The sequence below is a fragment of the Caballeronia sp. Sq4a genome (assembly GCF_023170545.1).
Taxonomy (GTDB): Bacteria; Pseudomonadota; Gammaproteobacteria; order Burkholderiales; family Burkholderiaceae; genus Caballeronia.
Map to the genome: position 1 here is coordinate 76,403 of NZ_CP084252.1, position 23,827 is coordinate 100,229.

A 23,827-nucleotide genomic window follows, 5' to 3' on the forward strand; every position below is an offset into this window, starting at 1 on the left:
ACATCATGGATCGCTTCGAAACCGATGTAATGGACGATTTGATGTACGAAGCCGCGGAAGGCCCGTCGCATCATTCGATGGACGCCTACGACGAGGGCGACGAAGACGGCTACGGCGAAGGCGACTTCGCCGACGAGGGCGACGATGAGTTCCTCGGCCGCGTCGCCGGTCACGCGGCCGGTGCGTTCGACAACTATGACGAATCGGACGACGAATTCCAGATGGCCGACGAAGGCGACGAACTCGACGAATCGGACGAGTTTGACGAATTCGACTCGGGCGACGACCTCGACGCGATGGAAGACGCCGTCGCCGATGCGCTCGACGCCGGCGACAGCGACGAGTTCTTCAAGCGGCTCGGGCGGATCGCGCGCAGTGTCGGGCGGGGCATCGGCAGCGTGGCGCGCACCATCGCGCCGATCGCCAGCATGATTCCGCTGCCGCAGGCGCAGCTGATCGGCCGTATCGCCAATGTCGCCGGGAAGATGCTCGCGGACGGCGCAGACGAGTTCGAGCTGTTCGACGAAATGGTCGATGCGCTCGACGAGGACGAACTGGATGCCGCCGCGCCCGTGCTCGCGGGCTTGGTCGTTCGGCGCGCGTTGCCGGCCGTGACACGTGCGAACCCGCAGGTGCGGCGTGCGGCGGTGCGAACGGTCGCGCGTGCGGTGCGCACCGCGACGCGCAGCCAGGGACCGCAGGCTGCGCGTGCGGTCGCGCGTGTGGTGACGGCGACGCGCCGCATCGCACAACGCCGGCGGGCGTCGCCGCAGACGGCCGTGCAAATCGCGCAGCGCGCGGCGCAGCAGGTCGTGCGCCGGCCGCAGACGGTGCGCCGTCTCGCGCGTCCTCTCGTATCGGCGCAACGGCGCGCGACGCCGCGCGGGCAAGTGGCACGCACCATCGCGCGTACGGTCGCGCCTGCCGCGCGCCGCGTGGCGGCCGCCTCGGGACGCAGGATGCATCGCGGCGGCGGCGCGTGCCCGCACTGCGGCGGCGGACGCCGCCTGCGTCTGCGCGGCCCGGTGACGATCGTCATCCGCGGGTCCCGCTAGCGGCGCGATCTGGCAAACGCAGCGGACGGAGCCCGCCATGAGCAATGTGGAGCGTTTTCTCCAAGCGAAAATCACCGGCCTGACGGCGCGGTTGTCGCGGCTCGCGCGCATCGACAATGCATTCGTCGGGCTGAGGCCGCAGGACATGCCTTATGCGCCGTCGGCAGATCATATTCGCGCGGCAAATTCACGGCTTGCGAGCGTCGAACAGAGAATCCGCGCACGTTCCGCCGAATTGCGCAAGGGCTGGCGGCAACGCCCGCCGCAGCGCGTGCTGATCGACATCGCACTCGTCGAACGTGAGCTCGATCGCGCGCGCCGTCTCTTCGGCATGTTTTACGAAGTCTTCGCGCAACGCGGGACGAGCTTCGGGCCGGCACTCGCGGCGCACGATGTCATCGCGCAGGATTGCTACCGGGCCATCCGCCAGGCTGCACCGCGCATCTTCGACGGTCCGCTGCTCAAGCCGGTGTGCTATCTGGAGCACGGCTATTCGCCCGCGACGATGCGGCGTGGCGTGCAGTTGTCGCGCCTTCTGGGCGAGCCGAACCCGTTTCCGCTGATTCGGATTCCCTGGGACCGTGACCAGCCTTGGCAATCCGTTTTTCTGCATGAAGTGGCGCACAATCTGCAGGCCGATCTCGGCATCTGGCAAGAGAACCGTCAGGCCGTTCTGCGGCGCATTCTCGGTTCGTCGCGCGATCCGCTCGTCGCCACCGTCTACGGACGCTGGCATAAGGAGATTTTCGCGGATCTCGCCGCGCTGCTGCTGGGCGGCCCGGCCGCCGCGTGGGGTATGGCGGATTTCCTCGCGAACCCAGGGCCGCGCAGCATGACGTACCGGCCGGGCAGCGCGCATCCGACGGCCTATCTGCGCGTCTACCTGCTCGCGGAGATGCTGCGGCGCATGGGATTCAGCAAAGACGGGACGCGTCTGCTGCGCGTCTGGCAGGCGATGTACAAGCCTTCGCAGGGGCACCGCATACCGGCTGCGCTGATGAGTAGCGCGCCGCGCGTGATCCCCGACGTCGTCGATGAAATTGCGTTCCAGACGCGGCGCAATCTTGCCCAGCGCGCGCTTGCCGACATCATTCCGTTTCGCCGCGAGAATGAGGACGCGATCCGGGCGGGCGCGCGCCGCCTCGCCGAAGAACGTCCTGCCGAGTTGCCGCCGCGTCATCTCGTGAGCGCGGCACATTATGCGCTCGAAGCCGGCTGTATTGCGCCGCGCCGGCTGGCCGACAACGTCATCGGGCAATTGACGGATCACCTGCGCGAGAAGGCCTCGGAGCCTTCGCACTACAAGACGGCAGCGTGACCAGCAACTAATTTTCTGACGCCAGGACTTGCCAAAGGTAGGTAGCCGCCATGAACGAAACCCCGAACGCCCTCTCGCCGATGCCGGATCGTCAGACTCTCGTCATCGACAACCTCATCCGGCGCGAACTGAAGGTGGGCGATCCGCGCGATCCTCAGGCGATCGCGCAGGCACTGGCAGACCGCTATCAATCCGATGTTCGCGCGCAGGCGATCGAAGGCGAGGCGCAGGGCATGCCGTTTCTGCGTACAACGGTGGCCCGGCCTTCGGCGCCGCCGCCGCTCGCCGCGACCAACATCGATCTGAACCAGGCTCGCCACGACGTTGAAACCGATATCGCGCGTCTGCTCGATGACAACCAGAGCAAGGACATTCGGCCGGAACTGGAAGGCTGGCAGCAGGTGATCGTGCGCTCCATCGATGAGGGCGTGGCGGCCGCGCGCATGTCGATGGACACGCGCCAGCGCGACAAGGCCTTCGCGATGCGACGGCAACTCGGCGACTACGCGCGGCTCGCGCGCATGATCGGCGTGCTGACGCCGGACCTGAATCGCAGCTTTCGCGATCTCGGCCAGAGTCTCGACGAAGTATCGGCCGTGATCCTCGTGCTGATGGGCGAAGCACTGGCGAATCTCGGGTTCGCGGGCGGTCACTTCCTGCTGCAGGCGCCCTTCACCGAGCTTCAAGCGCGTCGCGATGCCGTGCTGAATGCGTTACGCCAGGTCGACGGCGTCGCGGCGATGGTCGGACAGGGAAGCACGTGGCCGCGCGGACTGCAATCGTACCGGCAGCTCGCCGCGATGCTCGAAGCGCGCGGACAGGGCGATCTGCGCTCGCTGCTCGGTGAAGGCGAACTCGCGCGCACCATGGACGAAGTCGTGCAGCTCGCGAGCGGCGGCGGGTCCAGCGGATTGCGGGCGATCGGAGCCACCGCGTGGGGACCGCTCGCGCGGCTCAACCGCTTCGTGCAGTCGACGCTCGGGCAAATCCCGAACGTGTCGCCGGAACTGGCGACACTGCTGGAGGCGCTGCAACTATTCATCGACGGATTCATGCCGGCTGGCGGTTTCCGGCTGCTGCGCGTCGCGCGGCCTTCAGTGCTCAACTACGGGCTGTACGGACCGTCGCCGATCACGCCGGCGGAAAACCGCCTCATGAATGTCGTCAATCATCGCGGCACGCTCGCCCGTCAACTGGATTGCCTGACCGACTGCGCGTGCGACCACGACACGGTGCTCGCCCAGATCGCGCTCGACAAGCTGCTTTACGACATCGACCGCTCGATCGACTTCTACTGTGTAGGCGACGCCGATCTCGGTCTGCCCGAAGCGCGCGCCGCCGCATACAGCTTCCTGATCGACGTGATCGTGGCGTCGAACCCGATCAACGCGAGCGTCCAGGCGAGAGAGCCGTTCTTCGGTCAGATGTGGCCGTTCCGCGGCATCGTGCAGCCGCGCGCGTTCCGCAGCACCGGAATCCGGGTGGCCGGCGTAGCGGGCGTGATTCCCGACGCGGTCATCAATGAACTCGACGCGATCCGCCGCCTCTTGCGCCCGCTCGACGCGACCTACTGGTCGGTCACGACGACGGTGGCGAGCTTTCAGAACATCGTGCAGAACAACCTCAGCTTCATGGGCGGCGCGCCGTCCGCGCTGCGCTTCGTCGACGTCATGCACGAGGAACTCTGCCTGCAGCGGGACAGCGATCTGCAATGGCGTCCGCTCGTCGAGCAGATGACGATCGGCTGCGTGTCCGTCGAAGAGATCTTCGACAGTTCGACGACCGGGCCGGAAGGCATCTTGCCGCTTTTCATCGACCGTGCGCTCGACCTGTTCCGCGAAGCGACGGGCGGCGGCGTCCCCGCTTCGTGCACGCCGCTCGATCCGAGAATTCCGCCGCACTTCGAACAGACGCTCTTCGATCGCCTGTAAGCATTCACGCGTCGCCGGCCGCTTTTGCGGGAGGACATCATGACGATAGACAAATATGGCGGATGGGGAAGGCTTCCTTCGGCCGCCGCGCCGAGCCCGACCATCGCGCAGACGCTCTGCATGGCGCGCATCGAGCAGGACGACAACTTCGAAGCGCTGACGCGGGCCGTCAACGATGCAGGCGACAACATCCGTCTGGCGCTCGCGAATCTGAATCCGAATGTGAGTGTGGCGCTCCCCGGGCCGGTGAGTACGCTGCTCGACGACCTTAAGACGCTGCTCGACACGACGAACCGGAATATCGACTGCGTCGCGCAGGCGATTACCGGGCAGCCGAGTCTCAGCACTATCGCAACGCAAACAGCCGAGTTGCGCCAGTGCGTCTGCGAAGCGGGAGAGCGGGTGCGCCTGCTCGCCGGCATGATGAACCGGCAGGCGGAATGGCCGAGGCATCTTTCCTCTGTCGCGATCAGGGTGATGCTGCATCTGTCGAATTTGCAGCATGCATTGCTTAAGGCAATGGACGAAAAGCCCCCGAAACAGCTGGCCAACACACTCATCGAATACGAAAAATCGTTCGCGAGCGATGTCGGCGGGCGCAACGATATTCCCGCTGGGATTGTGGATGAAATCCGCAAGCTGTATCGCCCAATCTCGCCGAAAGAACCACAAAAGGAGATCAACGAGCGTTTGATCGAATTAGCGCGGGTCGAGCAAACTGTGATCGTCGAGCTGGCCTGATCGACGTGCCCGAGGAGCGGGACCATGAACTTCAATACCACGGAAACCATTCAGCGGCTGTGGGAGTCGTTCCTACAGGAACAGCTCGCGAGCCTGCCGCCCGAACAGCGCGACGCCGCGGCGTCGCAGTTCGAGCAGCGCTTCGCCGAACTGCTTGGCAAGCCCAACGGCGACAGCGGCGAATCGGCGTTCTTCGATCTGATCGGCCTCGGGCAGCAAGGCGTCGTCGGTTTTGACAAGGTCGGCTACGCGTACATCAAGCCGGACTTCGACGATTCCATCGTGCCGAGCCAGTTGCACGCGGCCGCCGAGCTGTACTACATCTATCAGCACGAGCGCATGAAGATCTTCGAGGTCGCCGAGACACTGCTCAAGCTGTTCCGCCTCGGCAAAATGCGCATTCAGCGCGGACCCGGCGCGCGCGGTTTGTATCTGCTCGAAAAGTGGCGTCCGCTGCGTTATACGCGGCAGGACCGCATGGTTGCGTACCGGCGGGCGTTCAATTACGGCACCGCCCCGGCACCCGCAGGCGCAATCGTCAATCGAAACTTCCACCGCCAGCTGCTGGGCTTCATGGTCGCGGTGAGCCAGTACTTCCGCGACCTGATGATCGGCGAAGTGATCCGCGGCGGGCCCATGCTCGAACAGCGGCCGTTCGGCAGCGTCGCGACGGTGCAGCGCATCGGGCTGGATTTGCGCTATGCGCTTGACCGCTCGACCTACGGCAACATCTTCGCGCTGACGATGGAAACGGGCCACTACCTGATTCAGGTGCTGAAGCTCCTCGATGCGCCCGACATCAAGAAGTCCTTCGATGCGAACACGAAGTGGGACGTGGTCGAGATCGTGTCGAACCGCTATCTCGGCGGCGTCGCGGAGCCGTCGCAGCGCGCGAAGATGGCGGAGAGCGGGCGGCGCATTCTTCAGTTCATCGCGGACAACGACTTCAAGACCGCCGTCGATCCGATACTGTTCCAGAGCGTCGTCCGGCCGATGGGCGCGCACGCGGAAGCATGGGTCGCCGCGTATCGCATGACGCCGGAAGGACGTGGCTTCCCCGGCGTGACGCCGGCGCTGCGAGGCGTGCTAGGCGTGCCGCAGCCGGTGGCCGTTTGAGCACGAGTGGCCGACCGGTGAACCATGAGCCATCGGCCGTGTAAGACGTGAGGCAGGAAAGCCATGCACGCATCCGACATGCTGGTTCACGTCCACACGAGGAAGCTCTCGTGTGTGCTCGATCCGGCGCTGATCCTCGCGACGCCGGGCGGCATCAAGTTGGCGCTGCGTCTGACGCACGTCGTCGAGCCGTGGCTCACCCGCACGTTCTGGCAGCTGATCGATTCGAGCGACTGGCTCCGGGCCGTCCTACCGAACGACGACGCGGACGCGTCCGTGGCGCCGCGCAGCGACGTGCTCGGCGCGTGGATCGAGATGCGCGAGCAGACGGATGCCGCGTCGTGGCCGTTTCGCTGGATCGGCGACCGCCTCGCCGAATCGCAGTTGCTCGATCACGCGGATGCCTATCTCATCGAACACTACGAAGCGCTCGCCGACAGTCTCGCCGCCCGCGCCGAACGCGGTCGCGGCAGGCGCCGGATGGACTGGCCCACGCACTGGGACCCGGGCACGGCGAGCATCGACACGCTGCCGCTGTCGGCGGCGCTCGATGCCGCGATGATACTGACCGCGAGGGGCGCGCTGAATGGCGAGGAAGGCGAGCCCACGCTGGTGTCCAGGCTGCGCGAGCTGGACATCATCGTCGAGGAAGCCGACAGCGCGTCGCCCGATTCGCTCTTCGCGGCGGAACGCGCGCTGCTGCGCGAGGCCCTGGCGCAGGCGGGTCTCACAGGCCTGTGCCAGCGCCTGCCGCGGCTCGCCGTCGTGCATGTGACGGCTGAAAGGTGGAACGCCTCATCCGCGGATGAGAACCGTTCGGACGATGCCCGCTCGTCCGACGCGTGGTCCGAAGCGCGGGCGTGGTGGTATCCGGTCTGACTCGGCGGCGGCTCGCGGAAGTCCGCGCGGCACGTCCGTCCGGCCGTCGAAGGGAGCGTGAATCATGCCGAGCGAACTGGCCACAACGCGTGCCGGCACGCCTCGAATCAACACCGACGAACTGGTCGCCGCGGCCGTGATCGGACAGATCGCGCATCCGGTCGGGCGCGCGTCGGCGTATCGCATCGGCTACGACGGCGTGCCGCGTGTGCTGCACGGCACGGGTGGCATTGCGCTGAACAAACGTATCGGCGATGCATGCGTCGGGCTTGCCAGCGATCACACCGAACCGGGCGTCGCGCTACATAACAACGGACGTGAAATCGTCGGTCCGCGCGACGGGCCGAATAATGCGCTGCTCACGTATGCCTGCGTGGGCAATGCGGTGCATGTGATCAGCGGCCCATGCGAGGGACGCATCGGTCTCGTCACGGGCAAGCATGGCGGTGTGAATCACGTGCTCGTCGACTTTCCGACCGAGGTGCTGCGGCGCCTGCGCATCGGCGATCGGATGCAGGTTCACTCCGTCGGTCCCGGCATGCGGCTCACGGAACATCCGGATATCGACGTCTTCAACGCGTCGCCCGCTCTCATCCGGCGCTGGGGCCTCGTCGAGCGCGACGGCAAGCTGGGTGTTCCTGTCACCCATCTCGTGCCGGCGCACGTGATGGGATCGGGACTCGGAAAAAACACCGCATGGCGTGGCGATTACGACATTCAGCTCGCCGACCGGCAGACGCGCGAGCGTTACCGGCTGGGCAGCCTGCGCTTCGGCGACATGGTGGCGATCATGCATGCCGACGCCCGGCGCGGCCCGCTTTTTCGCAGCGGGTTCGTGACGATCGGCGTCGTCGTGCACGGGGATAGTACGGTGAGCGGACACGGACCGGGCGTCACGCCGCTCTTGAGCGGGTCGTTGAGTTCGATCCGGCCGATACACGCGCCGCAGGCCAATCTCGCGGAGATCTTCGACGTGCGCCGCGCGGTGCCGCCGCGCGCACGGCCCACGCTGATCGAGGCGACATCGCCGCGGCCGCGGCGTGGCGATCCTGCGGCCATCACTCATGGAAAGCCCGATCGGGACCGGCATGAACCGTTACGTCGATGAAGGCGCATCGCAGTCGGCCGATGCGCTCCACCGCTTGCGCCTTACTTCGCCACCTGCTCGCGCCACTTATAAGCCTGTTGCCAGCCGAGCAAACGCTTGAGTTTCTCGTTGCTGAGCAGGGTTTCGGATTCCGCCAACTGCTTCTTCACCGGCACGTTCGGATAGAAGCGCTTCAGCAATTCAGCGGTGGGCAGATCGGACGAGACGTCGTCGGCGGCGACGTTCATCACCTGGAATCCCAGACCGTCCTTCTCGATGCCGAGCCGCGCGGCCGTCGCGAGATCGCGTCCGTCGATGTAGCTCCACGCAATGCGCTTTCTCAACGCGGGATTCTCGAGCCACGCCGGGAATTTCTGGTAATCGGCGGGATCGAGCACGTTGCCGATGCGAAAGCAGTAGATATCCGCGCCCGTGCGGGCGTGAAACGCTTTCGCCGTGACTTCGTTGATGACCTTCGACGTGGCATAGCTGTCCATCGGATCCACGGGATACTCTTCGTCCAGCGGGAAGTACACGGGGTCGCGATGCCGGTGCGCGAACACCACGCCGTATGTCGTCTCGCTCGATGCGACGATCACCTTCTTGATGCCGAGTTTCGACGCCGCATCGAGCACGTTGTAGGTGCCCATGACGTTGATGCGAAAGACTTCGTTGTCGGTCGTGACCAGAATGCGCGGAATCGCCGCGAAATGCACGATGGCGTCGATCGGCTTCGGCTCGATGTCGTCGTCGAATTCCTTCGGCGTCGTCGTGGATGCGAGCGCGTTGAAGACCTGTCCCGCGTCGGTGATGTCGGTAATGAGCGTGCGAGCGGTGCCCTTCGCCATGGGCACGCGGTCCACGTTCAGCACCTCATAACCGTGCGCGACCAGATCCTCCACCACCCATTTGCCGGCCAGGCCGCTACCGCCGGTCACAATCACTCGCTTCGTCATGCTGCGCTCCTTTGAATTCGATAAGTGTGTGCGCGCATCGTAGCCGTTCTTGGCGTTCCATTTCTGTGACGCGCGTCATAGCGGCGCGCGAGTTGTTCTACGGGTCATCCCCGATGCCCGACTATGACGCGCGTCACAGATTTGCCGTTTCCAACGCGCCTATGATCGGCCTCAGCCTGAACGGAGGAGCGATCGGTGAGCGCACTATCGTCGAACAAAGCATCGGACAAGCCGCAGCCGCAGTCATCACGCGGGGTGGCACTGCTGCGTGCCTGTCTGCGCATCCGCGAGCTGAACGTACTCTCCGTGGTGTTGCTGGTCGGACTGCTGATCAGCGCGTTCTCGCCGTACTTTCTCACCACCAACAATCTGATGGGCGTGTTCCGCTCATTCTCGCTCGTGGCGCTCATGTCCATCGGCATGATGCTCGTCATCATCACGGGCGGCATCGATCTCTCGGTCGGCTCGGTCATGGGGCTGTCGTCGCTCGTGACGGCGCTCGCTTTTCAGCACGGCATGACGGCGTTCGCCGCGGTTCTGTCGGGGCTCGCGGTCGGCGTGATCGTCGGCGGCTTCAACGGCCTGATGATCACGTGGATACAGTTGCCGCCCTTCATCGCGACGCTCGGCACCTTGTCGATCGGGCGAGGGCTCATGTACATCATCACCAAGGGCGTGCCGGTCACGCCGGACGTGCCGGATGCGTTCACGTTCATCGGGCAGGGGTATATCGGTTTCGTGCCGTTTCCGGTCGTCATCCTGCTCGCGATGACCGGCGTGTTCTCCGTCGTCATGCGTCAGACGCGCTTCGGCCGTCACGTCTACGCGACGGGCGGCAATGAAGTGGCCGCGCGCTTGTCCGGCGTGCGCACCGCCCGCGTGAAATTCGCGGTGTACGTGCTGTCCGGACTGATCGCGTCGATGGCGGGCGTCATCGCGTTCTCGCGCTTCGTGTCGGCGGAACCGGCCTCGGGATTCGGCGCGGAACTGGACGTGATCGCGGCGGCGGCCATCGGCGGCGCGAGTCTTTCGGGCGGCGCGGGCAGCGTCGAAGGCGCGATCATCGGCGCGGCGCTCGCCGGCATCATCACGAACGGCGTGGTGCTTCTCAACATCGATACCTATGCGCAGCAGGCCATTACCGGCTGCGTGATCCTGATTGCGGTGAGCATCGACATATGGCGCGTGCGCCGCAAAGGGCCCTGAATTGAGCCTGATCGACAGAAACCATAACGGGAGACGAAGCATGAAGACCACGCCAAGAATCATCGCGGGCTTGACGCTCGCGCTTTGCACCACGCTCGGCAGCGCTGCGCACGCAAAGGAGGGAAAGGACATATCGGTCGCCGTGATTCCCAAAGTCGCGGTGCCGTTCTTCGACGACTGCAACAAGGGCGCGCAGTCCGCCGCGGACAAGGCCGGCGTCAAGTATCAATGGGTCGTGCCGCAGAACACGCAGGGCTCGACGCAAGTGCAGATCATCGAAGACCTCATCTCGCGTCACGTGGATGGCATCGCCATTTCCGTGAACGAGCCGAAGTCGGTCGAAGGCGTCATCAAGCGGGCCGCGCAAAGCGGCGTTAAGGTCCTCACCTACGATTCGGATTCGCCGAAGAGCGGCCGCTCGATGTACATCGGCACGAACAACGTGCAGGCAGGCGAGACGATGGCCGACACGATGGGCCGTGCGTTGAACGGCAAGGGCGAGGTCGCGATCGTGACGGGGCAGCTCGGCGCGGTGAATCTCAACGAGCGCATCGCCGGCATCAAAAAGGGTCTCGCGAAGTATCCGGGCATCAAGATCGTCGAGACGCAGGGCACGGACGACGACCTCGCGCGTGGCGTGTCCGTTGTCGAGACGACGCTGCGCGCGCATCCGAATCTGAACGGCATCTTCGGCGTGAGTCAGGTCGGGGGCCCGGCGGTCGCGAAGGTGCTCAATACGAAGGAATTCGGCGCGATGAAAGGCAAGCTCGAAGTGCTCGCCTTCGACGACCTCCCGGATACGCTCAAGGGCCTGAGAGATGGCTACATTCAGGGCATCATGGTGCAGCGTCCGGTGACGATGGGCTCGCTCGCGGTTCAGCATCTGGTCGCGCAGATCCAGGGCAAGGAAACGCAGGAGAAGGACATCGACACGGGCGTCACGGTGGTGACGAAGGACAACATCGGCAGCTACACCAAATGACACCCGCCGGCGACCGTACGAAGCCCTTTCTGGAGATGCGCGGCATCTCCAGAACGTTTCCCGGCGTGAAGGCGCTCGACCACGTCGATCTGGCCATCTACAGGGGCGAAGTGCTCGCGCTCGCCGGCGAAAACGGCGCAGGCAAGAGCACGCTCATGAAGGTACTGACAGGCGTGTATGCGCCCGATCCCGGCGGCGTCATCCTCGTCGAAGGTCGCGAAGTGACGATCGCGAACAGCAATCATGCGCGCGCGCTCGGCATCAATATCATCTATCAGGAACTGGCGGTCGTCGAGAATCTGACGGTCGGCGAGAACATCTTTCTGGCGAAGGAGCCGCTCACGCGCTTCGGCCTCATCGATCGCGCGGGCATGCACCGCGAAGCGCGCGAGGTGCTGCAGATGATCGACATGGACGTCGATCCGGCGACGCGCGTGAGCGAACTGAGCGTCGGGCAGCGGCAGATGATCGAGATCGCGAAGGCGCTGTCCGCGCAGTCGAAGGTCATCGTCATGGACGAGCCGACGGCGTCCCTCAGTCATCACGAAACAAGCGTGCTGCTGGGACTCGTCAAGCGATTGCGCGAGCGGGGCATTGCCGTCGTCTACATCTCGCATCGGCTCGAAGAGGTCTTCGAGCTTGCGGATCGCGTGACCGTGCTGCGCGACGGCCGCACGGTCAGCACCATGCCGATCGACCGCGTGACGCGTGAAACGCTCGTGCGTCAGATGGTCGACCGCGAGTTGAGCGAGCTCTATGGCGAGCCGCAATCGCACGCGACCGGCCATCCTGTGCTCGAAGTGCGCGATCTTTCGCTCAGGCAAAGCAAGTCCGCTGATGCGCGCATACGCGATATCAGTTTCACGCTGCATCGCGGCGAAGTGCTCGGCATCGCGGGGCTCGTCGGCTCGGGACGCACCGAGATCATGGAGATGATCTTCGGCATGCGCCCGTCGACTGGCTCGATCCTGATGGAGGGCAAGCCGGTCGCGATCCGCCATCCCCATGATGCGATCCGCGCGGGCATCGGCTTCGTCACCGAGGACCGCAAGGCGCAAGGGCTCGTGCTTGGCATGAGCGTGCGCGAGAACTTCAGCCTCACGCATCTTTCGCGCTATTCGCCGTTCCAGTTCGTGCAGCACGCGCGCGAGCGATCCAGTTGCGCGGAGTACGTGCGCATGCTCGGCATCAAGACGCCGGGCGTCGAGCAGAAAGTGGTGAACCTGAGCGGCGGTAATCAGCAGAAGATCGTCATCGCGAAGTGGGTCGCGCGGCAGCCCAAGGTGCTGATCGTCGATGAGCCCACGCGCGGCATCGATATCGGCGCCAAGGCCGAAGTGCATGCCCTCATTGCGCGGCTCGCGTCGCAGGGCATCGGCGTGATCGTGATCTCGTCGGATCTGCTGGAGGTTCTCGCCGTGAGCGATCGCATTCTGACCGTGCGCGAAGGACGCATTAGCGGCGAATTGCGCCGCGAGGAAGCCACTCAAGAGAAGGTGATGGCGCTTGCCACTGCCTGACAATCACTCATTCAAACGTTAGAGCGAAGCATGGCAAAGATCGTCGTAGTGCATACCGGACCCGTTACTGTCGAGCCGCTCAAGGCGCAATTCGCAGAGCAGTTGCCGGGCGATCGCGTCATCAACATCGTGGACGACAGCCTGCTTACCGATGTGCGCGCAGCAGGACGCCTGACTCCCGAAGTGACCGCGCGTCTCTATGCGTACATGTCCAGCGCGCAGGGCATGGGCGCGGACATCATCCTGAACGCATGCTCATCGGTCGGCGAAGCGACGGATCTGCTTCGCGGCCTCATTCGCACGCCCATTGTCAAAGTGGACGAGTCGATGGCCGAGGAAGCGAGCGCGCTCGGCGCGCGTGTCGGCGTCGTCGCGACGGTGTCGACCACGCTCGAGCCCACCGTACGTCTCATTCGCAGCAAGGCGGCCGAGCACGGACGGCAGGTCGACGTGACCGAATGCATCGCGCAGGGCGCATTCGAGGCGCTGCTCGCCGGCGACGCGGGCCGGCACGACGACATCGTGAAACGCGCGATCATCGAACTGGCCGATCGCGTCGATGTGATCGTGCTGGCGCAAGTGTCGATGGCGCGCCTCGTGCCCGCGCTCGGCTCCTTGGCCGTGCCGGTGCTTTCGAGCCCGCAAAGCGGCGTGGCCGCCGTCAAGCGGGCGCTCGCGAATAACGCTTAAGCCGTCGCGAGCGCGTGCGTTCTGCCGATGAAGCGCGAAACGAACGCGGGCGTCAGTACGATCTTGCGTTCGCGCATGTCGACGAGACCTTCGGCCTTGAGATCGCTGATATGCCGGTTCACCGATTCGCGCGACGTGCCGATGAATTCCGCGAGCTTGTCCTGCGCGATCGGTAAGTCGATGAGAATCGCATCGCCCTGATCGGCGTAGTCGCACGCGACGCCCACTTGTCCCGAGAACATCACGAGGATGTTGGTGAGCCGCTTGCGCACGTCGTGCAGCGAAAGGTTCTCGATCAACTGCTGCGCTTCCTGCCAGCGCAGATAGTGATTGCGCAGCACGAACTGGTTGATGACGTCGTAGCGCGCGAGCAGGTCCTTGAAATCCTGCTTGCGGATGAAGCAGACCATGCTCGGCGCAAGCGTCTGTGCGTGATGCGAATAGTTCGCCTGATTCAGCACGTCGCCATCGCCGAAGATCATGCCGGCCTTCACGAACGCCAGCGTGATTTCCTGACCGTCTTCGGTCAGCCGGTATAGCCTGACGCTGCCGCTCTTGAGCAGATAGACGTGCTCGCTCGACTCATCGGGGCGATACACGATGGTGTTCTTGCGCAGCGTGCGGTGATCGCTGAACGCGGGCATTACCTCGTCGAGGCAATTGCGCTGGATGAGTGAAAGCAGTTCGCTCTTGCCGACAAACCACATTGCCGTCTCCTTGGGGTTGCCTTTCGATCGGCTCTCTTTCCGGGCGCTCGTTCGTAGGCGCATGCGGAGCCGTACTTCAGGACGGCTCATTCTACACACGCAAGCATCGGCAGGTGTCTCATGCCGCGTGCGTTGCACCGCACTTTTTTCCTCGCGAACCAATGGGCGTTATTGCAATGCGACGAGCGCATGCGCCAGCGCGGGCGGGATTGCGTTGCGAAAAATGCTGCAGGCGCGGAATGCCGCTCATGTAGACGAACCCATCCGGCTAAGGGAAAATCCCGACAAGAACATCAGACGTCTGATGTATATTTGACCCCATGACACCTGCGGGAGCCCCATGCGTTTAAGCGTCGAGCGTTCGATGAGCGACAAGATCCAGGAGTCGCTTCTCACGATGATCCGCGAGCGCAAGCTCAAGCCCGGCGACCAGATTCCGACGGAAATCGAGCTGTGCGAGCTGCTGGGCGTGGGGCGTTCGAGCCTGCGCGAAGCGGTCGCGCAAATGATCTCGCATGGACTGCTCGAACGCGTGCAAGGCAGAGGAACGTTCATCAGACAAATTTCGCTCAAGCTGCAAGGCGGCCTGGATGATCTGATGTCCGTGACCGACATGATCAAGAGTGTCGGCGCGGTGCCGTCGACGAGCCGCATCCGCATGGACATCGTCGGGGCATCGGAGAGTCTTGCGGAAAAGCTGGGTATCGAGGCAGGCGACGAATGCGTGCGCATCGAGCGCGTGCGCCGCGCGGACGACGCCATTGCCGCGTACTGCATCGACACTATTCCGAAGACGCTGTTCGATGCCGCGGACGGGGAACTGGGTGAGTCGCTGTTCGGGATGTTCGCGCGTACCGGGCGCCGTTTGTCCCACACGCATACGTCGATACAGCCGACCATCCTCACGCCGCGCGACTTGCCCGAACTGGGCGATGGCTTCGGTCTGTTTCTGCTGCTGGACGAAGTAGATTTCGATCAGAGCGGCGAGCCGCTTTGCTATAGCAACGACTACTACAACACGAGCATCTTCAAGTTCGACCTGGTGCGCAAACGTCGCTGAAGCGTTCCGCTGACCTGCGCGCTCAACACATCGGAGGAGACACCGATGGAGTTCGAAGCATTTACCGCAGCCGCACTTGCCGATTACCTCGGCGGCATCCCCGAAGTGCGCGCGCGGCTGGGCGATCCCGATGACCTCGAGATCGTCGAAGTGGGGGACGGCAATCTCAACTTCGTGTACTTCGTGACCAATGCGAAGGCGCGCGAGCGCAGCGTCGTCGTCAAGCAGGCGCCGCCGTTCCTGCGTCTCGTCGGCAAGAACTGGCCGCTGTCCTGCCAGCGCATGGAGCATGAAGTCGCGGCGTTGCGACGCTTCGGCGCGTTGTGTCCGCAGCATGTGCCGCAGGTCTTTCACGCCGACAGCAAGCGCTTCCTGATGGTCATGCAGCATCTCTCGTCGCATCGCATCTTGCGGCACGGGCTCATGGACGGCGTCAGGTATCCGCTCATGGCCGAGCATTTGTCGACGTATCTCGCGCAGACGCTATTTTTCGGCTCCGATCTCTATCTCGCGCCCGACATCAAGAAGCAGGCCGTGGGCGGCGCCGTGAACGCGGAGTTGTGCAAGATCACCGAAGACCTCGTGTTCACGTTTCCGTTCGAAGACCATCCGTCGAACGTCTACAGCGCGGCCTTGCCGAAGTCCGCGCTCGAACGCCTGCGCACCGACGATGCGTTGCGCCTGGCCGCCGCCGACATGAAATGGGCCTTCATGAATCATGCGGAAACGCTGCTGCACGGCGATCTGCACACCGGCTCGATCATGGTCAACGAACGCGAGACCTATGTCATCGACCCGGAGTTCGCCTTCTACGGGCCGATGGGCTTCGACATCGGCGCGCTGATCGCCAACCTGCTGCTTGCGTATTTCTCGCGCGATTATCACGGCCGCCTCGATGGCGGCGAACCCGGCGCGTATCAGGAATGGCTGCTCGATCAGACGGCGCGCATCTGGAACGGCTTCAGCGCGAAGTTCCTCGCGCTCTGGCGCGATCACGAAAGCCGAAGTGGCCGGCCCTTTATCGGCGGATCGGCGGATAGCCGCGCGGCCGACGCATACCGCGCGCACTTCATGCGGCGGCTTCTGGCGGACACCCTGGGTTTCGCGGGCTGCAAGATGATCCGGCGCATCGTCGGCATGGCGAAGGTCGCGGAAATCACGCGCATTCCCGACGCCGACGTGCGCGCGCAGATCGAAGTGCGCTGCCTGCGCTGCGCCGAAGCGCTCCTCGTGCAGCGCGCCGCTCTGACCGGCATCGAAGATGTCACCCTGCTCGCGCGCGACATGCAGCGCGAGGCCGTCGAACAACGCTGACTGGAGCATGAATGAATTCGCAGCCCTTGTTTCCTGCGCTCGCGCCCACCATCGAGTGGCGTGACGGCAAACTGCTGCTGCTGAACCAGACGCGGCTGCCGCACGAGATCGTGGTGGAGCATGTCGCCGATGCCGCCGCCGTGTGGCGGGCCATCCACGAACTGCGCGTGCGCGGGGCGCCTGCCATCGGCGTCGCGGCGGCATATGGGCTATGCGTCGCGATGCAGGATGCGCGCGCGTTGCCCGTCGCGCGCTTTCGGGCGGAACTGGAACGGCGCGCCGCGTGGCTCGACAGCGCGCGTCCCACGGCGGTCAATCTGAGCTGGAGCCTCAGGCGCATGGTGCGGCGCGTGCGCGAATGCGACGCGCAGGATGGCGCCGCACTCTACGACGTGCTCGTCGACGAAGCGAAGCGCATCCACGAGGAAGACATCGCGCTATGCGAAGGCATCGGCCAGCATGGCATGTCCCTCATCCGGCCGGGCAGCGGCGTGCTCACGCACTGCAATGCAGGCGCGCTCGCGACCACCGGTCTAGGTACGGCGACGGCGCCGATCTACGCGGCGCATCGCGCGGGCGTCGCATTCAACGTCTTTGCCGATGAAACCCGGCCCCTGCTGCAAGGCGCCCGTCTCACGGCGTTCGAGTTGCAGCAGGCGGGCGTCGACGTGACGCTCATCATGGATGGCGCGGCGGCGTCGATCATGTCGCAGGGTCTCGTGGATCTCGTGATCGTCGGGACGGATCGCGTGGCCGCGAACGGCGACTTCGCGAACAAGATCGGCACGCTGGGCCTCGCGATCGCCGCGCGCCACTACGGCATACCGTTCTATGTCGCATGTCCTTCTTCGACGCTGGACTTTTCGACGGCGACGGGCGAGCGCATCGAGATCGAGGAGCGCTCGGGAACCGAGGTCACGCATCTCGCCGGGCAACGGATCGCGCCGGAGAACATCAAGGCGCGCAATCCCGCATTCGACGTGACGCCGCACGCCCTCGTCACCGGCTTTATCACGGAACGGGGCATCGTCGAAGCGCCGTTCGAGCGTTCGCTCAGAAACCTCTTTGCCGCGGAAGGCAACGCGGCATGAACGCGACGGATGAGGACACGCTGCGCCGGGGCATCGTGGAAACGGCGCTCGAAATGGAACGCCTCGGCATCAACCAGGGCACGTCGGGCAATGTCAGCGCGCGTCTGCGCGACGGCTTGCTGATTACGCCGAGCGGCGTTCCGGCACGCGAGCTGGACGCCGCGAGCATCGTGTATCTGCCGCTTCGCGTGCGCGACGACGATGATGTCTTTCGCGTCGAACGGCCTTCGTCGGAATGGCGCATTCATCGCGATCTGCTGCGCGCGCGCCCGGACATGCATGCGGTCGTGCATACGCACTCGACGGCCGCAACGGCGCTCGCCATTCACGGCCGCGATATCCCGGCGGTTCACTACATGGTGGCGGCCGCGGGCGGCGCGTCGATACGCTGCGCGCCGTATGCGCTCTTCGGCACGCAGGCGCTATCGGACCATGCGCTCGCCGCGCTGGAAGGAAGACGCGCGTGTCTGCTCGCGCATCACGGTGTCGTCGCGCTCGGCGCGGATCTCGCGCGCGCCGTGTGGCTCGCGCATGAAGTGGAAGTGCTCGCGAGGCAATATCTGCTCGCGTTGCAGCTTGGCACGCCGCCTATCTTGAGCGACGAGCAGATGGACGACGTGCTGGAACGATTCAAGACGTACGGCAAGCGCAGCAAGGGCGATTGAAACCCCGCGACACGACCTGAAGCTAACTGCAATGAACAACTCATACAAAGGAGACAGTGATGGCCTGGAGTTCTGCACGATTCGATAGTTGGGGAACGTTCGGCAAATCCACCGGGGCGCTGCTGCTTTGCGCCGCCGCGCTCGCGGGATGCAACAAGAGCGAAAACACGTCGTCGGGCAGCAGTGCCGCCAAGAGCGCCAGCGAGAGCGCGAGCGCGCCGGCAAGCGGGCCGGCAAGCGCAGCGGCGAGCGCCCCGGCGGCGGCCGCCGCGAGCGGCGCCAAGCCCAAGATCGGTTTTTCGATCGCGACGTTGAACAACGCGTTCTTCGTGGGGCTAAAGGCCGGCGTCGAGCGCGGCGCGAAGGATCAGAACTTCGACCTCGTGCAAACCAACGCGAACGGCGATGCGCAGCAGCAGGTCAACGATGCGCTCAATCTGCTGAGTCAGGGCGTGACGGCGCTCGTGCTCAATCCGATCGATTCGAAAGCGATCATCCCGGCCGTCGAGAAGGCGAACCAGATGAACATTCCCGTCTTCACGCTCGATCGCGGATCGGATGGCGGCAAGGTGACGTCCTTCGTCGCGTCGGACAACGTCGCGCTCGGCCAGACGGCGGCGAAGTGGATCGCGGAGCAGCTCAAGAAGCGATACGGCTCGGAGAAGGGCAACGTCGTCGACCTGATCGGTCTGGTCGGCACCACGGCGGCGACCGATCGCGAGAAGGGCTTCAGCGACGAGATCGCGAAGTATCCGGACATCAAGGTCGTGGCTCGCCAGGAAGGCGCATTCGATCAGGAGAAGTCGCTCAACGCGATGACCAACATCCTGCAGAAGTATCCGCAAATCGACGCGGTATTCGGCGCCAACGACGACAACACCGTGGGCGCGGAAAAAGCCATCGACAACGCGGGGCGCTACAAGCCGCTCGACGACAAGGCGCACATCATGGTGATCGGCGCGGACGGAACCGCACAGGCCCTCTCCGCGATTCGCGCGGGCAAGCAGGACGCGACCATCTCGCAGAACCCCATCAAGATGGCGGCGAAGTCGTTGCAGTTCATCGCGGACTTCAACGCGAAGAAGGACGTTCCCGCGAATTATGCGTGGCCGACCATGCTCATCGACAAGTCGAACATCGACTCGGACGCGGTCAAGCAGTACGGCCTGTGGTCCGAAGAAGTGAAGCAGTAAGGCCAACCGGCGGCCGCGCTTGCTTCAGGGCGCGCGGCCGCGAGCGGAATGCGAACATGACAGTCGAAACCGAACCGCGCACGCGCGCGCCTTCGAGCACGAAGGCGCCGCTTCTGCGCATGCAGGGCATCGTCAAGAGCTTTCCCGGCGTGAAGGCGCTGCGCGGCGTGAGTCTGGAATTGCAGGCCGGACATGTGATGGCGATCGTCGGCGAGAACGGCGCGGGCAAGTCGTCGCTCGTGAAGACGCTTTCGGGCGCTTACGAGCCGGACGAAGGCGACATCGAGATCGACGGCAAGCCGCTTGCGCGCGGCACGAACGCCGCCATCGACGCCGGTGTTGCCGTCATCTACCAGGAGCTTTCGCTCATCAACGACATGACGGTCGCGGAGAACCTGTTTCTCGGCCGCATGCCCGCGAGCAAAGGCTTCGTGAAGCAACGCGAGGCGCATGCGATGGCGCGCGAGGCGCTCGCGCGCGTGGGGCTCGACGACGTGGCGCCGTGGATGCGCCTCGGCGATCTCCCGCTCAACAAGCGGCAACTCGTGGAAGTCGCCAAGGCTATCGCACGCGACGCGCGCATTCTCGTGATGGACGAGCCGACCGCCGCGCTGCAAAGCCACGACATCGAGAACCTGTATGCGGTCGTGCGGCGCCTGCGCGAAGAAGGACTTGGCATTATCTTCATCTCGCACCATCTTGAAGAAGTGTTCGAGCTGGCGGATTCGGCAGTCGTGATGCGCGATGGCGCGACCGTGGGCGCGCGTCCCATGTCGCAATGGACCGAAGCCGAACTCGTGCAGGCGATGGTCGCGCGCAATCTCGAATCGTTCTATCCGTGGGAGCCGCGCGATTATGGGGAGGTCGTGCTGGAAGTGCGCAACCTCGCAAGCGCGCCTCTGCTGCGCAACGCGAGCTTCACGGTACGCGCGGGCGAGATCGTCGGCATCGCGGGCATTGCGGGCGCGGGGCGCACGGAACTGCTGAAGACCATCTTCGGCGCGCTGCCCGCCACGCATGGCGAGATCTTCGTGAAGGGCAGGAAGGTCTCGAATCATTCGCCGACCGAAGGCGTTCGTCACGGGCTCGTCTATACGTCGGAAGATCGCAAGCTCGAAGGGCTCGTGCTGGACGCAAGCATCGAAGAGAACATTGCGCTGTCGAGTCTCAGGGCGCTCGCGAGTGGCGGCTTCGTGCGCGGCGCGAGAAAGCGCAAGCTCGCGCAGGACGCGAGTACGCGCTTCGGCGTGCGCGCCTCCTCGGTGCTGCAAATCACGGGCACGCTCTCGGGCGGCAATCAGCAGAAGGTCATTCTCGGACGCGCCACCGCGACGAATCCCGCCGTCATCATGCTCGACGAACCGACGCGCGGCATCGACGTGGGCGCGAAGACCGAGATCTACGCGCATATGGTGGCGATGGCCCGCGCGGGCGCGGCGGTCGTCATGGTCAGCTCGGAACTGCCGGAACTGCTCGGCATGTCGGATCGCGTGCTGGTGATGTATCGCGGCAGCATCGTGACTGAAATACCGCGCGACAAGGCGGACTCCGAAACGGTGATTCAATGGGCAACGACAGGAGCAGGGGCATGACATCCACGGCAGCCAACCGGGCGGACACCGAAGCGCTGTCGCGCCGCGTGATCCGTCAACTGAGAAGCGGCATCGGGCCATTGTTCGCGGCGCTCGTCATCATCTGCGTCGCGTTGTCGATTGCATCGCCGGAATTCCTCACGACGAGCACGCTCACCAACATCATGGTGCAGGTGTCCGTCGTGGGCATCGCGGCGGTCGGCGGCACCTTCGTCATCATCACGTCGGGCATCGATCTCTCGGTCGGATCGCTCGTCGCGCTGAGCGGCATGGTCGCCGCGACCTTCATGGCGGGATCGAGCCCGGATGCGGTCGGGCTCGGCATAGGCGGGCTCTTCATCGCGCTGGCGACGGGCGCGGCGGTCGGGGCGATCAACGGCTTCGCCATCTCCTGGCTGCGACTCGTGCCGTTCATCGTGACGCTCGCCGCAATGGCAATGGCACGCGGTCTGACGCTTGCCATCTCGGACGGCCGCACGAAGTTCGACTTTCCGAACGCGTTCACCGTGTTCGGCGCGAAGGCTATCGCGGGCCTGCCCATGCCGATGATCGTGATGCTCGTCGTGTTCGTCATCGGCCACGTATTGCTGCGCAAGACCACGTTCGGTCATCAGGTGTTCGCGGTCGGCGGCAATCAGGAGGCCGCGCGGCTCGCGGGCATTCCGGTGCGGCGCGTCGTGTTTCTCACGTACATGCTCGCCGGCGTCACGGCGGCGATCGCGGGCATCGTGCTCGCGGGACGGCTGAATTCCGCGCTGCCGTCGGCGGCGAACGGTCTCGAACTTCAGGTCATCGCGGCCATCGTGATCGGCGGCACGTCGCTCGCAGGAGGGCGCGGCTCGATCGTCGGCACGTTCATCGGCGTCGTGCTGATCGGGGTAATCAACGTCGGCCTGTCGCTGCTGGGCGTGAACCCGTTCTGGACGCAATTCATTCAGGGTGGCGTGATCTTCGCCGCGGTCCTGCTGGATGCACTGAGCCAGCGACGCAAGCTGTGACACGCGCGACCTCAACCAATACGCAGGACATCGAGAGACAAACCAAGGAGACACGCGAAGATGAAGAAGATCATCAACAACCCGGAAACCTTCGTCGATGAGATCATCGACGCGCTCTTGCTTGCGCATCCGAAATGGATCAAGGCAGCCAATGCCGACAAGCGCGCGCTCGTTCGCGCGGATGCGCCCCGCGAAGGCCGCGTAGGCATCGTGACCGGCGGCGGATCGGGCCACATGCCGGGTTTTCTCGGCTACGTGGGCGAAGGCTTGTGCGGCGGCGTGGCGGTGGGCAACGTGTTCTCGTCGCCATCGTCGGAACAGATTCTGGAGGCCACCAAAGGCGTGAACGGTGGCGCGGGCGTGCTCTACGTGTACGGCAACTATGGCGGCGACGTGCTGAATTTCGATCTCGCGTCGGACCTCGCGGATGCCGAGGGGATCGAAGTGAAGACCGTCGTGCTGACCGATGACGTCGCATCGGCGCCGAAGGAGCGCGCGTCCGACCGGCGCGGCGTCGCAGGCATGGTGTTCGCGTTCAAGTGCGCGGGCGCGGCGGCCGAACGCGGCGACTCGCTCGAAGAAGTGGCCCGCATCTGCGCGAAAGCCAATGCGAACTGCCGCACCATGGGCGTCGGGCTTTCGCCGACCATCCTGCCCGCGGCCGGCAAGCCCACCTTCACGCTGCCGGATGGCGAGATGGAGATCGGCATCGGCATCCACGGCGAACCGGGAACGCATCGCGGCGCGCTGCAGTCGGCCGATGCCATCGCCGAGAATCTGATGCGCCAGATTCTCGACGATCTCGCGGCACCGAAGGGCTCGCGGCTTGCGCTGCTCGTCAACGGTCTGGGCGCGACGCCGCTCGAAGAGCTGTATCTGCTGTATCGGCGCGCGTCGCAAATGGCCGAGGGCGATGGCCTGTCGATCGCGTGGTCGTACGTTGGCGAATACGTGACGAGTCTGGAAATGGCGGGGGCATCGATCACCGTCATGCTGCTCGACGATGAACTCGAAGCGCTGCTCGCCGCACCGGTGCATTCGCCCTTCTTTCGCGAAGGTACGCGCGCATAATCGGGAAACCTAAATGATTACGACGAGACAAATGCGGGATCTGTTGTCCCACGCATTGAGTGAGCTTCCGTCTCATGCCGACGAGCTACGCGATCTCGATGCCGCGCTCGGCGACGGCGATCTCGGCATCACCGTGCGCGCGGGGTCGGAAGCGGTTGTCAGGGCAATCGGCGCGCTGCCGGACGAGGCCACGCTCGGCGACGTGCTCCTCGCCGCAGGGAAGGCGTTTTCGACGGCCAATCCGTCGACATTCGCGGCGTTGGTGGGCGGCGGCCTGCTTGCCGCCGCGAAGACGGTGCAGGGTAAGGATGCATTGGGACGCGACGAGGCGCTCGCCATCGGGCGGGCGGTGGCGTCACGCATTACCGAGCGTGGCAAGAGCAAGATCGGCGACAAGACCGTGCTCGATGCGCTGGCCCCGAGCCTCGACGTGCTGGAGGCATCGCAAGGAAGCGCGGCCGAGACGCTCGACGCGATGATCGCCACGGCGAGCGAACGCGTCGTGGAAACGGCGAAGATGCAGTCGCAGAAGGGCCGCGCGGCGTGGGTGCAGGAACGGAGCATCGGCCATCCGGATCCCGGCGCGACGGCCTATGTGCGGTTTCTGGAAGCGTTGCGCAGGGCGGTCGATTCAGGCGCGCCGGCGTGAGCGCGG

Annotated in this window: 22 protein-coding genes; 20 read left to right on the forward strand and 2 right to left on the reverse strand. The window is 64.7% G+C overall.

Annotated features, from left to right (window positions below; genetic code table 11):
* Positions 1–5: 5 nt before the first annotated feature.
* From LDZ24_RS19960 to LDZ24_RS19990, 7 genes are all read left to right on the forward strand, one after another.
* Positions 6–1,055, forward strand: a complete 1,050-nt coding sequence (locus LDZ24_RS19960; protein ID WP_248323848.1) for a hypothetical protein — start codon at positions 6–8, stop codon at positions 1,053–1,055.
* Between the two features lie 37 nt (positions 1,056–1,092).
* Entirely contained in the window at positions 1,093–2,373 is a 1,281-nt protein-coding gene (locus LDZ24_RS19965; RefSeq protein WP_248323849.1) for a hypothetical protein, read from the forward strand.
* A gap of 50 nt (positions 2,374–2,423) precedes the next feature.
* The gene (locus LDZ24_RS19970; protein WP_248323850.1) at positions 2,424–4,304 is read left to right on the forward strand and encodes a hypothetical protein; all 1,881 of its coding nucleotides are present in this window, start codon (positions 2,424–2,426) and stop codon (positions 4,302–4,304) included.
* 39 nt (positions 4,305–4,343) lie between these two features.
* Positions 4,344–5,045: a hypothetical protein gene (locus LDZ24_RS19975; RefSeq protein WP_248323851.1), complete on the forward strand. Its 702-nt coding sequence runs from the start codon at positions 4,344–4,346 to the stop codon at positions 5,043–5,045.
* A 24-nt stretch (positions 5,046–5,069) separates the two neighbouring features.
* Entirely contained in the window at positions 5,070–6,161 is a 1,092-nt protein-coding gene (locus tag LDZ24_RS19980; protein ID WP_244851529.1) for a hypothetical protein, read from the forward strand.
* A gap of 63 nt (positions 6,162–6,224) precedes the next feature.
* Positions 6,225–7,040, forward strand: coding sequence for a hypothetical protein (locus LDZ24_RS19985; RefSeq protein ID WP_248323852.1), 816 nt, complete (start codon positions 6,225–6,227; stop codon positions 7,038–7,040).
* Between the two features lie 64 nt (positions 7,041–7,104).
* Entirely contained in the window at positions 7,105–8,148 is a 1,044-nt protein-coding gene (locus LDZ24_RS19990) for a DUF4438 domain-containing protein (RefSeq protein WP_248323853.1), read from the forward strand.
* 41 nt (positions 8,149–8,189) lie between these two features.
* Here the strand turns inward: LDZ24_RS19990 and LDZ24_RS19995 are convergent, their stop codons facing one another.
* The gene (locus LDZ24_RS19995; protein ID WP_206469995.1) at positions 8,190–9,083 is read right to left on the reverse strand and encodes an NAD(P)-dependent oxidoreductase; all 894 of its coding nucleotides are present in this window, start codon (positions 9,081–9,083) and stop codon (positions 8,190–8,192) included.
* 195 nt (positions 9,084–9,278) lie between these two features.
* Here LDZ24_RS19995 and LDZ24_RS20000 point away from each other — a divergent pair, with 195 nt between their 5' ends.
* The 4 genes from LDZ24_RS20000 to LDZ24_RS20015 are packed head-to-tail and all read left to right on the forward strand — an operon-like array spanning position 9,279 to position 13,481.
* Positions 9,279–10,289 carry an ABC transporter permease gene (locus LDZ24_RS20000; protein ID WP_371747481.1) on the forward strand — a complete coding sequence of 337 codons (1,011 nt, stop codon included), beginning with the start codon at positions 9,279–9,281 and terminating at the stop codon, positions 10,287–10,289.
* A gap of 40 nt (positions 10,290–10,329) precedes the next feature.
* Entirely contained in the window at positions 10,330–11,271 is a 942-nt protein-coding gene (locus LDZ24_RS20005) for a sugar-binding protein (protein WP_248323854.1), read from the forward strand.
* Positions 11,268–12,791, forward strand: a complete 1,524-nt coding sequence (locus LDZ24_RS20010; RefSeq protein ID WP_248323855.1) for a sugar ABC transporter ATP-binding protein — start codon at positions 11,268–11,270, stop codon at positions 12,789–12,791. Before LDZ24_RS20005 ends, LDZ24_RS20010 begins: the two co-directional genes overlap by 4 nt.
* A 30-nt stretch (positions 12,792–12,821) precedes the next feature.
* Positions 12,822–13,481, forward strand: coding sequence for an aspartate/glutamate racemase family protein (locus tag LDZ24_RS20015; RefSeq protein WP_248323856.1), 660 nt, complete (start codon positions 12,822–12,824; stop codon positions 13,479–13,481).
* On the opposite strand, the gene LDZ24_RS20020 is transcribed toward LDZ24_RS20015, so the two are convergent.
* A complete protein-coding gene (locus LDZ24_RS20020; RefSeq protein ID WP_248323857.1) occupies positions 13,478–14,188 on the reverse strand; it encodes a Crp/Fnr family transcriptional regulator in 711 nt (236 codons plus the stop codon). The two genes, LDZ24_RS20015 and LDZ24_RS20020, sit on opposite strands and share 4 nt — an antisense overlap.
* 364 nt (positions 14,189–14,552) lie before the next feature.
* Here LDZ24_RS20020 and LDZ24_RS20025 point away from each other — a divergent pair, with 364 nt between their 5' ends.
* From LDZ24_RS20025 to LDZ24_RS20065, 9 genes are read left to right on the forward strand one after another with little or no spacing between them, the layout of a single operon-like run.
* On the forward strand, positions 14,553–15,248 hold the full coding sequence (locus LDZ24_RS20025; protein ID WP_244140150.1) for a GntR family transcriptional regulator: 696 nt from the start codon (positions 14,553–14,555) through the stop codon (positions 15,246–15,248).
* 45 nt (positions 15,249–15,293) lie between these two features.
* Entirely contained in the window at positions 15,294–16,562 is a 1,269-nt protein-coding gene (gene mtnK, locus LDZ24_RS20030) for an S-methyl-5-thioribose kinase (protein WP_248323858.1), read from the forward strand.
* Between the two features lie 11 nt (positions 16,563–16,573).
* Positions 16,574–17,653, forward strand: a complete 1,080-nt coding sequence (mtnA, locus tag LDZ24_RS20035; protein ID WP_248323859.1) for an S-methyl-5-thioribose-1-phosphate isomerase — start codon at positions 16,574–16,576, stop codon at positions 17,651–17,653.
* A complete protein-coding gene (locus LDZ24_RS20040; RefSeq protein WP_248323860.1) occupies positions 17,650–18,318 on the forward strand; it encodes a class II aldolase/adducin family protein in 669 nt (222 codons plus the stop codon). The genes mtnA and LDZ24_RS20040 overlap by 4 nt, the downstream gene beginning before the upstream one ends.
* A 59-nt stretch (positions 18,319–18,377) precedes the next feature.
* Positions 18,378–19,511: a sugar ABC transporter substrate-binding protein gene (locus tag LDZ24_RS20045; RefSeq protein ID WP_248323861.1), complete on the forward strand. Its 1,134-nt coding sequence runs from the start codon at positions 18,378–18,380 to the stop codon at positions 19,509–19,511.
* A gap of 56 nt (positions 19,512–19,567) precedes the next feature.
* Positions 19,568–21,103: a sugar ABC transporter ATP-binding protein gene (locus tag LDZ24_RS20050; protein ID WP_248323862.1), complete on the forward strand. Its 1,536-nt coding sequence runs from the start codon at positions 19,568–19,570 to the stop codon at positions 21,101–21,103.
* Entirely contained in the window at positions 21,100–22,101 is a 1,002-nt protein-coding gene (locus LDZ24_RS20055) for an ABC transporter permease (protein ID WP_248323863.1), read from the forward strand. The genes LDZ24_RS20050 and LDZ24_RS20055 overlap by 4 nt, the downstream gene beginning before the upstream one ends.
* Positions 22,102–22,161: 60 nt before the next feature.
* Positions 22,162–23,172, forward strand: coding sequence for a dihydroxyacetone kinase subunit DhaK (locus LDZ24_RS20060; RefSeq protein ID WP_248323864.1), 1,011 nt, complete (start codon positions 22,162–22,164; stop codon positions 23,170–23,172).
* 13 nt (positions 23,173–23,185) lie between these two features.
* Complete coding sequence (locus tag LDZ24_RS20065) at positions 23,186–23,821, forward strand: DAK2 domain-containing protein (protein WP_248323865.1); 636 nt, start codon at positions 23,186–23,188, stop codon at positions 23,819–23,821.
* Positions 23,822–23,827 lie beyond the last annotated feature (6 nt).